Here is a 12,778-nt window from a genome sequence, read left to right on the forward strand (position 1 = left end):
ACGGGTGGCAGCCAGCGCGCCGGCGCGGGCAGCGAACCGGGCGGCGCCTGCCAGGGATTCCCCGGCAGCGAGCCGGGCTGCGGTGGCTGCCGTAAAGGCATCGCCGCAGCCCGTGGTGTCCACTGCGGTGACCTTGGTGGAGGCAACGTCCGCCACACGCCCGTCGCCTGCTGCTGTTCCGTCCAGGACGACGGCGCCGTCCCCGCCGAGGGTGACGATGGTCCGGCGCACCCCGAGTGCGTCCAGGGCAGCGATGACCGCTTCCCAGTCCGCGGAAGGGTCCGCAAGCCCCGTCACCAGGGCCGCCTCGTGTGCGTTCAACAGCAGAACGTCGGTCAGCTCGAGCAGTTCCGCCGGAACCTCCCGGTAAGGCGAGAGGTTCAACAGCACCTGGGCGCCGGCGTCGTGCCCTGCCTTCGCCGCCGCAGTCACCGCTTCCAGCGGAACCTCCAGGCTCAGTGTGAGCACCGCGGCGCCGTCGAACAGGTCCGCGGGCAGTTCACCGCCGGTCACGGTTCCGTTGGCGCCCGGGGAAACGATGATGGTGTTTTCCCCGGCCGCATCCACCACGATCATGGCCGTACCGGTGGCGGTACCGGCGCGGCGCAGCACGCGGGACGCGTCGACGCCGGCGCTGGAAGCGGCTTCGAGCAGCAGGTCCCCGTTCCCGTCGGCGCCCACGGCACCGAAGAGCCGTACATCTGCACCCAGGATCGCTGCGGCAGCCGCCTGGTTGGCGCTCTTGCCGCCGGGGACGATTACAAGCTCTGACCCGTTGAGGGTCTCCCCCGGGGAAGGAAAGCGCTCGGTGCGGACGGTCAGGTCAGCATTCAGCGACCCTACGACTACGACTTTTCCTGCAGGCATGCGGGATTCTCCTTGAGAACGGACTGGCGTCAGCGGTCAGCCGGGGCGGATTCAGCCACCTCAGCGGTCACGGGCTTGGGGATGAGGAAGGATGCGGCCAGGGCCAGCACCAGGATGATCAGACCGGCAACAATACCGCCGTAGTAGCCTCCGGCGCCGCCGTCGGACGGCGTGGTGGCAGTCTTCACCGCGTAGATGACGGCGAAACTCAGGCCCGCACCCAGGTTGAACGCACCCGCGTTCAGGCCCGGCAGGAAGCCCGGGTTCTCCTTGGGCGAGAGAACAATTCCCAGGCCGTTGAGCATGATGTTTCCAATGCCCGCGTAGGTGATGCCGATCAGCAGGGAAACGCCCAGCAGGCCCAGCTTCGAGTCGCTGCCCACCACCAGGAGCACCAGCGTCAGGCCAATGACCGAACCGATCATGCCGATGCGGAGTACCTTGCCGTAGCCGAGGGTCGCGGCCAGGCGCCCGGCGATCGGGCCGACGATCAGGCCCGCAAGGGCGTACGGGGTCAGGGTCCACCAGGCGGATTCCTCAGCAGCCATGCCGAAGCCGATGACGCCGTCCTGCGCCAGCGCCGGAATGATGCCGTTCATGACGGCGAAGACGCCGGTCATGGTCAGCAGTGTGGTTAGCAGCAGGGCCCAGGTGGAGCGCTGCTTCAGCAGGTAGGTGGCCACCAGCGGCTGTTCGGTGCGGTTTTCGACCTTCCAGAACACGGCGAAGGCAGCCACGGCCACCACGATCAGTCCGATGACCAGCGGCCAGTTGGCGTCCGCCAGCTTGCCGGCTTCGTTGAAGGCGGTCAGCAGGGTGCCAACGGAGATGACCAGCGGCACGACGCCGACCCAGTCCATCTTTTCCTTCTTATCCGCAGTGGATTCCGGTGCCAGGAAGAGCAGCAGCGCGGTGGCGACGGCGCCAACGGCAGCCATGGCCCAGAAAACTGAAGCGAAGCCGTGGTTCTGCGCCAGGTAGCCTCCGGCGATGGCGTCGACGCCCGCAATGCCGCCGTTGACGGCAGTGATGACGCCCATCAGGGTGCCGTAGAGCTTGGCGTCGCGGATTTCGACGCGCAGCATGATCAGCGTCAGCGGAACCACGGGTCCGGAGACACCCTGGATCAGGCGGGCCACGAAGAGGACCTCGATGCTGGGGGCAAGGGCCGCGACCACCGAACCGATGGTCAGCACGATCAGCATTCCGGCGAGGACCTTCTTGCGGCCGATAATGTCGCCCAGCCGCGGCAGGAACAGGGAGAACAGTGCGGCGGCGGTGAAGAACGCCGTCTGGGTCAGCCCAACGGCGGCAGAGGTGGTGTTCAGTTCCTCTTCGATGGTGACCAGCGCCGGGGAGAGCATGGAGGCGTTGAGCTGGAACGCAACGCAGGCGGCCAGCAGCGCCGCCATGAGCGCGCCTACATTGACGCGTCGCTGGGCGGTGGCGCTCACAGGTCCACCTCGCCGATGCGCTCGAGGGCGTCTACCACCAGGCCCCAGAACTTGTCCTGGTCCAGTTCCATGGCAACGGAGGTGTTGCAGTCAGCCGGGGCCGGGGCACGGAAATCCGCCACGGTCATGCCCAGGGTGAGGGTTCCGGTCAGCTCGACGTCCAGCGGCACGCGCTGGGTGGTCATTACCGACGGGTCGATTACATACGCGACGGCGCAGGGGTCGTGTACGGGCGGGAAGTCGAAGCCCTGGGCGTCCTTGTAGGTGTGGCCGAAGAATTCGAGCAGTTCGCCAACGAACTTGGCCGGCTTGGTGCCGACGGCGGCGATGCGCTCGGCGACCTGGTCCGTGGCCAGCGCCTGGTGGGTGAGGTCCAGGCCGACCATGGTCAGCGGCCACTTCTCGTTGAAGACGATGTGGGCGGCTTCCGGGTCAATCTTGATGTTGAACTCGGCCACAGCGGACCAGTTGCCCACGTGGTAGCCGCCGCCCATCAGGACGACTTCCTTGACCCGCTGGGCCAGGCGGGGTTCCTTGCGCACGGCCATCGCAATGTTGGTCAGACCGCCGGTGGGAACCAGCGTGACTGTGCCCGGTTCATGGGACATCACGGTGTCGATGATGAGGTCAACGGCGTGGCGCGGATCCAGTTCCACTGTTGGTTCGGGCAGCACGGGACCGTCCATGCCCGAATCGCCGTGGATGTCCGGCGCGTTTTCGATGGTGCGCACCAGGGGACGGTCACAGCCGGCCGCGAAGGGTACGCCTGTGATATTTGCAACACGGGCAATCGCCAGCGCGTTGCGTGTCACCTTCTCCAGTGTCTGGTTTCCGACGACGGTGGTCACCGCCAGGAGGTCGATCTCCGGGCTGCCGTGTGCCAGCAGCAGGGCGACCGCATCATCGTGGCCGGGATCGCAGTCCAGGATGATCTTGTGGGGCATTGCTTCTCCGCTTCGTTGAGGTTCCAAACGCCAGGGACCGTAATCCCGGCGTCGCAGTGCCCCGCTCTGGCACTCCGGGCGGGCGCAGCAGTGCGTACGCAACGGAGTGCAGGAGTGTCTTGGCTGCTGCCGGGGCCGGCTTTCAAGGAAGGGGTCCGGTCAGCGCTAAGGCCCGTGCTGGGCGGGCACACCGTTAACGATATCGGCGTCTGCAGGCTCGATTTGCCGCCCCTCGAAACCGGCTGCGTGCCGCCGCCGGGCCGATTTGCTGCACCACGGCCGGGTGCATATCCTTTGCCGCGCCCCTTGGCTCCGGTTCCTTGCCGCCGGCGCCTTCATCCGGGTCCGTAGTCTGGTGCAACACAGGTGCAGCGCGCGGCACGGAAATCCAGGATTTGCTACCGTAGTGGCAGGGCCGTGAATACTCCGGCCCCCGGACGACGGTTCAGTACCCGGCACGCGACAAGACTGGCCAAGGAGCTAGCCATGTCATGGGTTGTCCTCATCGCCTCCGGAATGCTTGAAGCCGTATGGGCTACAGCGCTGGGGAAGTCGAACAACTTCAAGAAACCCGTTCCCACGATAATTTTCGTCCTTGCTCTGGCAGCCAGCATGGCAGGCCTCGCCTGGGCGATGCTCGGCATCCCGGTGGGCACCGCGTATGCGGTGTGGGTGGGGATCGGCGCCGTGCTGACGGCCGGCTACGCCATGCTGTTCGGCGGCGAAAAAGCCACTGTTCTCAAGGTGGTGCTGCTGATGGGAATCGTCGGCTGCGTTGTTGGCCTGAAGCTGGTGGCCTAGCCATGGCCTGGATCATCCTCCTGCTCAGCGCCGTTCTCGAAGCCGTCTGGGCCACCGCCCTGGAAGCTTCCAACGGGTTCACCGTCCTAGCGCCGTCGATCATCTTCGCCGTTGCGGCCGCCCTGTCCATGGCGGGCCTGGGCTACGCCATGAAGCACATCCCCATCAGTACCGCTTACGCGGTGTGGACGGGTCTGGGCGCCGTGCTCACGGTGGCCTGGGCCATGTTCACCGGCACCGAGGAACCCGGTGTGCTCAAGGTACTTTTCCTGGCCGGGATCATCGGCTGCGTGATCGGCCTGAAGTTCGTGGACAAGCCGGATCCCGTGCCCGCCGGAAAGTCACTCGACCCCTGACCGAGGACGATTCCCGCGCAGTAGTCAGCTGCTCACCGTCTCCGGAAGGCTGGTACCGGTCTCCACGAACCGCTGGTGGAAGGCCAGGGACTCGTCGAGCAGGTGCGGGGTGTGCTTGCCCACCGACTCCCGGCTGGCACGGTCGAAGTAGTCCTGCAGCAGCGGCTGGAAGTCCGGGTGGGCGCATTTGTCGATGATCGTCCGGGCCCGCTGCTTCGGGGACAGCCCGCGCAGGTCCGCCAGGCCGCGCTCGGTGATGATGAGCATCGTGTCGTGTTCGGTGTGGTCCACGTGGGAAGCCATCGGCACAATTCCGGAAATCTTCCCGCCCTTTGCCGTGCTCGGTGACATAAACGCAGACAGGAAACCGTTGCGGGCAAAGTCCCCGGAGCCGCCAATGCCGTTCATCATGGCGGTGCCGCCCACGTGGGTGGAGTTCACGTTGCCGTAGATGTCCGCTTCGATCATGCCGTTCATGGCGATGCAGCCCAGCCGGCGGATCAGCTCCGGGTGGTTGGAGATCTCCTGGGTCCGCAGGATGATCCGCTGGCGGTAGAACTCGATGTTGGAGTTGAACTCCTCGATCCCCGCCGGGCTCAGTGAGAAGGAGGTGGCCGATGCCACCCGGATTACGCCGTCGCGGATCAGTTCCAGCATCCCGTCCTGGATGACCTCGGTGTACGCGGTGAGTCCGGCGTACCCGGCGCCGGAGAGTCCGGCCAGCACGGCGTTGGCGATGTTGCCGACGCCGGACTGCAGGGGCAGCAGCTTGTCCGTCAGGCGTCCGGCCTGAATCTCGGATTCGAAGAAGTCAAGCAGGTGCCCGGCGATCTGCTGCGAAGTTTCGTCCGGTGCGGCGAAGGGGGTCATGCGGTCCGGGGCATCAGTTTCGACGACGGCAACCACCTTTTCCGGGTCCAGGCGCAGGTGGGGCTCACCGATCCGGTCATCCGGGTTGACCAGCATAATCGGCTTCCGGTGCGGGGGCAGCGCGGTGCCGTAGTAGACGTCGTGCATGCCGTCCATCGCGGCCGGCTGCTGAATGTTGACCTCGAGAATGATCCGGTCCGCCTGCTCAATCCAGGTCTTGTTGTTGCCCACTGAGGAGGACGGGATCAGGCTGCCGTCCTCGTTGATGCCCACTACCTCGATGACGGCCAGGTCAATATGGCCGTAGAACCCGAACCAGGCGTACTGGGCAACGTGCCCCAGGTGGATGTCGATGTACTCAAGTTCGCCGTCGTTAATCCGTTTCCGCAGCGTGGGATCCGACTGGTACGGCAGGCGCAGTTCCATGCCGCGGGCCCTGGCCAGCACGCCGTCGAGCTCCGGGGCGGTGGAGGCACCGGTCAGCACCTTGATCTGGAAGTCCTCGCCGCGCGCGTGGGCTTCTTCGATCCGGGAGGCGAGTGCCTGCGGCACGGCCTTGGGGTAGCCGGCGCCCGTGAAGCCGCTCATCGCCACCGTCATCCCCGGCTTGATCATCGCCGCGGCCTGCTCCGCAGACATGATGAGTTCGGAGAGTCCGGGATGGGAAATACGGTCGCGCATAACTGGCCTTTCAAAGAACGAATCAATCAACACTATCCGCAGCTGAGCGGCAGCTCACATTCGGAGGTTGAAGCCGCACCCAGCGGAGGGCTGGAAAGCCGCTCTGACGTGGCCTTATATAGGACACCCAACGAAAAGGGAAGACTGCGGGCCCTTCGATTGACACAGCGGCCGCACCTTCACCCGCGCCAACGCCACCGGGACGGGCCTGAACCGGGACCACGTGGCGAAGATCCAGCCGGAAACGCAGGCCCTGCACAACAACGTGCTGCGCGCCTACGACGTCGACTACATCGGAACCGCCGACACGTCCATCTGGGACACCCTCGCGGAACAGACCACCCGTACCGCCGAGGAGCAAGGCCGCGTCACAGGCCAGGGCGCAGTCCCCGCGGGGGCTGCGCCCTGGCCGTGCGGGGACACGCTTTGCCGGGACGGACGGGGAAAAGACCGCATAGGGTTCCGGCCGCGGCCTGCGGGGCAGATACTTCCATGCAGCACCACCGTCCAAGATGCCCAGGGAGCCAATATGTCCGCGGCCAACAGAGGAACCTCCGTCTTCCGGCGCAAGCCCATCGAGCTGACCGAAGACGAGGTCTCCGGTTCCAAGCTCTTCAAGGGCCTGGGCCTGTGGCAGCTGACCGCCATCGGCGTGGGCGGCATCATCGGCATCGGCATCTTTACGCTGGCGGGCCTGGTTGCAAACGGAGGGGCCGACGCCGAGGGCGTGGGTCCTGCGGTCCTGATTTCCTTCCTGATCGCCGGGCTTGCGAGCGCCGCGGCAGCGCTGTCCTACGCGGAATTCGCCGGAATGGTGCCGCGTGCCGGGTCCGCCTACACCTACGGTTACGTGGCTCTGGGGGAGATCATTGGCTGGTTCATCGGCTGGGACCTGCTGCTTGAGTACACGGCGATCGTCGCCGTCGTCGCCATCGGCATCTCGGGCTATTTCACCGAGTTCATGGCCGGAATCGGGCTGGACGTGCCGGTGTGGATGCAGGGCACGGGCGACGTCGTGGAAGGCGGGCTGGTCAACCTGCCGGCACTGGTGGTCTGCCTGTTCATCACGTTCATTCTCAGCCGCGGCACCAAGACGTTCGGCCGGTTTGAACTGGTGGCCGTGGGCCTGAAGGTCCTGCTGATCCTGTTCATTATTGGGCTGGGCATCTTCTTCATCAACACCTCTAACTACACCCCGTTCCTGCCCAACGGCTTCGGGCCGGTATTCACCGGTGCCGCCACGGTGTTCTTCGCGGTGTTCGGCTATGACGCCATGTCCACTGCGGCGGAAGAGGCCAAGGACGGCAAGAAGCACATGCCCAAGGCCATCCTGCTGTCCCTCGGCATAGCCATGGTGCTGTACGTCCTGGCCACCCTGGTGCTCACCGGCATGCAGAACTACACCGAGATCAGCCCGACGGCGGGGTTTGCCTCCGCGTTCCAGAACGTTGGGCTGCCGGTGATCGCCACCGTGATCTCGGCGTTCGCTGTGCTGTCCATCCTCACCGTGATGCTGACGTTCCTGCTCGGTGTGACCCGGGTCTGGTTCTCGATGAGCCGGGACGGGTTGCTGCCGAGGTGGTTCTCCGGCACCGACTCCAACGGCACCCCGCAGCGCGTGACCTGGATTGCCGGCGGTGTCTCCGCCCTGCTCGCCGGCTTCTTCCCGATCCGCGCCGTGGCGGACCTGACCAACATCGGCATCCTGGCAGCGTTCGTGGTGGTCTGCATCGCCGTTATTGTGCTGCGCCGAACCCAGCCGGATGCTCCGCGGGAGTTCAGGCTCCCGCTGATGCCCTGGATCCCGGCATTCGGTGTGCTGGCCTCGGCCTTCCTCATTTCCCAGCTGCACTGGGAAACCTGGCTGCGGTTCGCCGTCTGGCTGCTGATCGGAATGGCCGTGTACTGGTTCTACAGCCGGAAACACTCGCTGCTGAACCCGGACAGCCCGCGGCACACAGACTCCGGCGGAACCGGGCGGACTCCCTCCACCTCGCCGGAACCGGGCAGCACGGGTTAGGCCAGTCCGGATGGCAGGGGCCCTACTCCGGCCGGTGGGGGTTTCCGGTCCCGGCCGCGTCCCTTCCGGTTCCGATCTCCCCTTCGGGGCGTTCGCCGTCCTGATCCGCTGCTGTGCCGGAACTGTGAAAACCGGATCCGGCCGCCCGCCGGCCGAGCCGGAGATAGGCCAGGCCCACCAGCACACACACCAGGTAGGACGCTCCGATGAAGATCCAGCCGTCCAGGAAGGCCCCGGAGTATTCGAGGAGCAGGCCCATCGCCAGGGGGCCGGTGGCGAACCCGGCGTACATGCCCAGGGATACGGCGCCCGACGCCGCTCCCACCCGTTCCTTGGGTACCTCGCGCAGGACGCCGGCCATTACCACGACGTTCACGCCGAGGACGGACGCGCCGTGGAATACCACACCGGCCCAGAGCAGCGCCGGGTTGCCGGTTTCTCCGGCGGCCAGCAGGAGCGCCGCGCCGCAGATGGCCCCGGCGGCCAGGATCAGCAACAGGGTTGAGGCACGGATGCCTTCGGCCATGCGCCGGCCCCACAGCACCCGGGAGGCCACCCCCACCACTCCGGCGGCCGCGGCCGTGGCGCCGGCAAGCAGCAGCGAGAAGCCAAGTTCCCGCTGCGCAAACAGCGGCAGGTAGACGTTGGTGGCCTGCATGCCTGCACCGGAGAAGAGCGCGAATGCGGCCAGCAGCCACACCGACGCCGGGAAACGGCGTTCGGCGGACGGACGTTCCCGCTCCGTTCCCGACGTTCCACGGGGTTCTGCCGGCAGCCGCTGCCAGGCGTAGGCCAGCAGCAGGCCCAGCACCAGTGCTGCTCCGACGGCGGCTCCGCGCCAGCCCGCGAACAGGGCCGCGGCCGGGAAGAACAGGCTGGAAAACAGCTGGCTGGCCTGCACGCCGGACTGCTTGATGCCCATCCACCCCGGCCGTTTTCCCGGCTGGACCGCGTGGATGATGATCCGGTTGGTGGTGGGGTTGGAGATGGCCTGTGCCGGCCCGGACAGCAGGACGGCTACGAGCAGCCACAGGTAGTTCCCGGACACGGCCATCAGCACCAGGGCCAGGGCCGTGCCGCCAAAGATGATCAGCATTTGGGAGCGTGAGCTGACGCGGTCGCTCAGCCGGCCCAGGGACATAGAGGACAGCGCAGCGCTGGCGAAACAGGTGGCCGCGAGCAGGCCGAACTGGGATTCGCTGATGCCTAGTTCAGCCATGATCAGCGTGCTGGTAGCGGAGATACCGTAGTTCATGACCGGCCCGGCTCCCATGGCGGAGACCAGCACGAACAGCAAACCGGGGCCGGGGGCGGAGCGCAAAATATTCCTCTCGGAGAACGACACAAACCATTGTTGCCTGTGTATGCCAGAGTTACGGACCAAAAGGGACTAATATCAGCGGTAGGGTCCGCCGGTCTTGGGCTCTTGTAGCTGGGGGAGAACGAAATGGGCAGTGAGTCTCAGGCAAGCGCGCCTTCGGCACGCCGTCGCTCCGTGATGCTTTTCCGCCGCGCCCGCACCGTCATGGGCGCCCTCATCATCTTCTGGCTGTGGATGCTCCTGGGCAGCGCCGGTTTTGTGGCGTCCCTCTTCGACCGGCCTTTCTACGCCATGCTGGCGCTCTATGCCCTAGGCACCCTCACCCTGATTTCCCTGCTGATTGCACCCGTTGCCCTGGCCTACCTGCTGATGAACCGGCCGGGCAAAACCACAGCGCAGCAGACTGCATCGCAGCAGGCTCCGGCGCAGCCGCAGCGTCCTGCACAGACCCAGCGTTTCGAGACCGCCCGTCCGGTCCAGCCGCAGCGTTCGGTGCGTGCCGATCTGGCTCCGGTCATCCGCATGATTCCGCGGAAGGTGAAGGACAGCAGCGCTTCCCTGGGTAACCGTGCCGCCGCGAAATGGCGGGACCTGGCTTCCTAACCTGGCCGTCCGCGGCCCTTCCGCGGACCCAATGTCAGTGCCGTCGGCAACAGTAGGCGCATGACCCTTACCGCACATGCAGTCCCCTTCCGCAGCCCCTCGGCCCGCCACCCGGTGTCACATGCCCCGTACCGGCAGGAACCGTACGTGCGCTGCCGCTTCGGGACGACGATGGTGGACGGCAAAGCCGTAGCGTGGACGCGCAGCGAGGTGCTGGTGCACTGGATCGACGACGACGGCCAGGCCCACAACCGCTGGGTGCCGGCAGCCGCCGTCGCGCGTATTGCGCGGGACGATTCAGCCTGGCGGGATCCGTATGACGACTTCGAGTTCTACTATCCGTCCCTGCACGCCCCCGGGGCCGCCGCGCGTTGACACCACGCCGCCGGCTGGAGCTCAGTTGATGGTGAAGCGTGCGCAGGGTACCTTCCAGGCGGGCAGGAGCGGTCACCGGGATGGACTTTCATTACTTCATTGAGACGGCCGGTTCCGTAGTGGACCTGGCCGGGGTTGCCGCGATTGTGGCCGGCGCCTTCGTAGCTTCCGTGCTTGCCGCCCGTGGACTGCTGCAGCGCAGCGAAAGGGTCTATGAGGTGTACCGGCAGCAGCTGGGCAGGGCCATCCTGCTGGGCCTTGAGCTGCTGGTGGCCGCGGATATCATCCGTACGGTCGCGGTGACACCCACGTTCGAGTCCCTCGGTGTGCTCGCGGTGATCGTGCTCATCCGGACCTTCCTGAGCTATTCGCTGCAGCTGGAGGTAACCGGCCGGCTGCCGTGGCAGCGGGCGCCCTACCCGGTCCAGGCAGCCAGCCCTGGACAGGAGTCATAGATGTGCCGCGGGCTGCCGGTCAGCCGGTCCGGTCAGCGCGAAGACCGAAACCAGGTGCCCCTCGACCCCAAAGAGTATCCGTCCTGCGGTGATCTACAGCGGCATCAGCAGCGCCATGGGAAGGCTTGCTCCGGCCATGGCCGCGGTGAAGGTACGGGACGCGGACGGACGCTCAGGCATGCTGCAACCCTAGTCACCGCCGCTCCCCACCCGGGAACCAAGGGATGATGCCGTCATATCCGAAAGTCATCTTCAGGGATGATGCCGCGGCGGCCGGGCGAGCCATAGTCTTTCGTGTAGCACTGGCCGATCAGCTCTTCCGGCACGCAGTGCCCCCCCCGCGCTTCCTGCTCTACTTCCTATTGGCCAGCCTGAAAGTGCACCGACCATGTCCGTTGATTTCCTCATGTGGATTCCTGCCGCAGTGCTGCTTGCGTTGCTTGTCCTGACGTTGACGGCCGGTGCGCTGATCAGCCTGTTCCGGACCGGGGAAACCACGGGAGGAAGGCGGGTGTTCTGGTTCGCGGTGGTGCTCCTGCTTCCGGTCGCGGGCGCGCTGGCCTGGCTGGCTGTTCTCCAGCACAGCACCCGCGCGGCAGCTGCCGGAGAGTCCGGAACCGACCCGCTGGCATAGGTGCCGGGCCGTGCCGCACTGCGCCCTGGGTCACGGGGTCCGGAATTGTTGAGCACACCTGCTAAAAACTGTTAGGTGCTCCGAACTCTCGGTGTTACCTTGGCCTTATGCTCCATAAGGCCGCCCCACCGGACCCTATGCCCCGGGCCACCCGACCCAGGGCGCGCACACGGCTGCCCTGGCTTCTTGGCCCGGCGCTCGTCGCCGGGGTGGCTTACCTGGACCCGGGCAACGTGGCCAGCAACATGACCGCCGGCGCCCGCTTCGGTTACCTGCTGGTGTGGGTAGTGGTCGCCGGAAACGTCATGGCGTGGCTGGTGCAGTACCTTTCCGCGAAGCTGGGCCTGGCCACCGGACGCAGCCTGCCTGAGCTGCTCGGCGCGCGGGTCCGTTCCGCTCCTGGCCGGAGGCTGTACTGGCTGCAGGCTGAGCTGGTGGCCATGGCCACCGACGTCGCCGAGGTGATTGGCGGCGCCGTCGCGCTCTGGCTGCTCTTTGACCTTCCGCTGCTGCTTGGCGGTGTGATCACCGGCGGTGTGTCCATGGCGGTGCTGGCCCTGCAGGGCAGCGGACGGCACCGCAGTTTCGAATACGTGATTGTTTCGATGATGGCGATCATCGCCGTCGGCTTCACCGCCGGCATCTTCGTCGCTCCCCCGGATCCCGGCGCCGTGGCGGAAGGCCTGGTTCCGCGGTTCGACGGCCCGGATTCGGTCCTGCTCACGGCATCGATCCTCGGGGCCACGGTCATGCCGCATGCGATCTATGCTCACTCCGCGCTGACCCGGGACCGTTTTCCGCAGCGCAGCGCCGGGCTGACAACCTCCACGCTGATCCGCGCGACCCGCTGGGACGTGACCATTGCCCTCGCGGTGGCCGGCACCGTCAACCTAGCCATCCTGCTGCTGGCGGCCACATCCCTGCAGGGGGTGGAGGGCACGGACACCCTGGAAGGTGCCCACGCCGCGATCGGCAGTGCCCTGGGCAGCGGCGTTGCGCTGCTCTTCGCACTGGGCCTGCTGGCGTCCGGCCTGGCTTCGACGTCGGTCGGCGCCTACGCGGGTGCGGAGATCATGCAGGGACTGCTCAAGGTGCGCATTCCCATGCTGCTGCGGCGGCTGATCACGCTGCTGCCGGCACTGGCCATCCTGGCTGCCGGGGTTGACCCGACCTGGGCGCTGGTGCTGAGCCAGGTGGTGCTGTCCTTCGGCATCCCGTTCGCCCTGGTGCCGCTGCTGTGGCTGACCACGCGGGCAGACCTGATGGGCGAACACCGCAACCGGTGGTGGACCACCGCCCTGGGCGCCCTGGTGGCCGGCCTGCTGATCACCTTGAACGCCGTGCTGCTGTACCTGACGTTCACGGGCTCCGGGTAGCCCCGCAGGGATCGCCGGCTG

13 protein-coding genes and 1 riboswitch are annotated in these 12,778 nt (G+C 66.5%); of the genes, 8 read left to right on the top strand and 5 right to left on the bottom strand.

The features are described 5' to 3' along the window. From ITX31_RS09495 to ITX31_RS09505, 3 genes are all read right to left on the bottom strand, one after another. A partial coding sequence (locus ITX31_RS09495; RefSeq protein WP_194783142.1) for a ribokinase occupies positions 1 to 867 on the bottom strand: 867 nt, incomplete at its 3' end. A 29-nt stretch (positions 868 to 896) separates the two neighbouring features. Further along, positions 897 to 2,279, bottom strand: coding sequence for an MFS transporter (locus tag ITX31_RS09500; protein WP_194783601.1), 1,383 nt, complete (start codon positions 2,277 to 2,279; stop codon positions 897 to 899). Positions 2,280 to 2,317: 38 nt separating this feature from the next. Next, positions 2,318 to 3,265: a nucleoside hydrolase gene (locus tag ITX31_RS09505; protein ID WP_194783143.1), complete on the bottom strand. Its 948-nt coding sequence runs from the start codon at positions 3,263 to 3,265 to the stop codon at positions 2,318 to 2,320. Positions 3,266 to 3,674: 409 nt separating this feature from the next. Beyond that, positions 3,675 to 3,742: riboswitch (guanidine-III (ykkC-III) riboswitch) on the top strand. A 9-nt stretch (positions 3,743 to 3,751) separates the two neighbouring features. On the opposite strand from ITX31_RS09505, the gene ITX31_RS09510 reads away from it, so the two are divergent. Together ITX31_RS09510 and ITX31_RS09515 are read left to right on the top strand one after the other, a co-directional pair. Beyond that, entirely contained in the window at positions 3,752 to 4,066 is a 315-nt protein-coding gene (locus ITX31_RS09510; protein WP_194783144.1) for a DMT family transporter, read from the top strand. A 2-nt stretch (positions 4,067 to 4,068) separates the two neighbouring features. Further along, complete coding sequence (locus ITX31_RS09515; RefSeq protein WP_194783145.1) at positions 4,069 to 4,422, top strand: DMT family transporter; 354 nt, start codon at positions 4,069 to 4,071, stop codon at positions 4,420 to 4,422. Positions 4,423 to 4,446: 24 nt separating this feature from the next. Here the strand turns inward: ITX31_RS09515 and ITX31_RS09520 are convergent, their stop codons facing one another. Further along, entirely contained in the window at positions 4,447 to 5,973 is a 1,527-nt protein-coding gene (locus ITX31_RS09520; protein WP_194783146.1) for an acetyl-CoA hydrolase/transferase family protein, read from the bottom strand. A gap of 529 nt (positions 5,974 to 6,502) precedes the next feature. Here ITX31_RS09520 and ITX31_RS09525 point away from each other — a divergent pair. After that, positions 6,503 to 7,993 (top strand): amino acid permease, encoded by a 1,491-nt coding sequence (locus ITX31_RS09525; protein ID WP_194783602.1) that lies wholly within the window; start codon positions 6,503 to 6,505, stop codon positions 7,991 to 7,993. A 22-nt stretch (positions 7,994 to 8,015) separates the two neighbouring features. Here ITX31_RS09525 and ITX31_RS09530 read toward each other — a convergent pair whose 3' ends face one another. Then, positions 8,016 to 9,314, bottom strand: a complete 1,299-nt coding sequence (locus tag ITX31_RS09530) for an MFS transporter (protein ID WP_228529122.1) — start codon at positions 9,312 to 9,314, stop codon at positions 8,016 to 8,018. Between the two features lie 126 nt (positions 9,315 to 9,440). Between ITX31_RS09530 and ITX31_RS09535 the strand changes: the two genes are divergently transcribed. The 5 genes from ITX31_RS09535 (at position 9,441) to ITX31_RS09555 (ending at position 12,757) form a co-directional block, all read left to right on the top strand. Continuing rightward, positions 9,441 to 9,917: a hypothetical protein gene (locus ITX31_RS09535; protein WP_194783147.1), complete on the top strand. Its 477-nt coding sequence runs from the start codon at positions 9,441 to 9,443 to the stop codon at positions 9,915 to 9,917. Between the two features lie 60 nt (positions 9,918 to 9,977). Continuing rightward, on the top strand, positions 9,978 to 10,292 hold the full coding sequence (locus ITX31_RS09540; RefSeq protein WP_194783148.1) for a hypothetical protein: 315 nt from the start codon (positions 9,978 to 9,980) through the stop codon (positions 10,290 to 10,292). Positions 10,293 to 10,372: 80 nt separating this feature from the next. Then, complete coding sequence (locus tag ITX31_RS09545; protein WP_194783149.1) at positions 10,373 to 10,747, top strand: DUF1622 domain-containing protein; 375 nt, start codon at positions 10,373 to 10,375, stop codon at positions 10,745 to 10,747. A gap of 388 nt (positions 10,748 to 11,135) precedes the next feature. Continuing rightward, positions 11,136 to 11,381, top strand: coding sequence for a PLDc N-terminal domain-containing protein (locus ITX31_RS09550; RefSeq protein ID WP_194783150.1), 246 nt, complete (start codon positions 11,136 to 11,138; stop codon positions 11,379 to 11,381). A gap of 107 nt (positions 11,382 to 11,488) precedes the next feature. Then, positions 11,489 to 12,757: an Nramp family divalent metal transporter gene (locus ITX31_RS09555; protein ID WP_416354802.1), complete on the top strand. Its 1,269-nt coding sequence runs from the start codon at positions 11,489 to 11,491 to the stop codon at positions 12,755 to 12,757. The last annotated feature ends 21 nt before the right edge of the window (positions 12,758 to 12,778 follow it).

Source organism: Arthrobacter gandavensis, from assembly GCF_015355785.1.
In the GTDB taxonomy this organism is placed as follows: domain Bacteria; phylum Actinomycetota; class Actinomycetes; order Actinomycetales; family Micrococcaceae; genus Arthrobacter_B; species Arthrobacter_B gandavensis_A.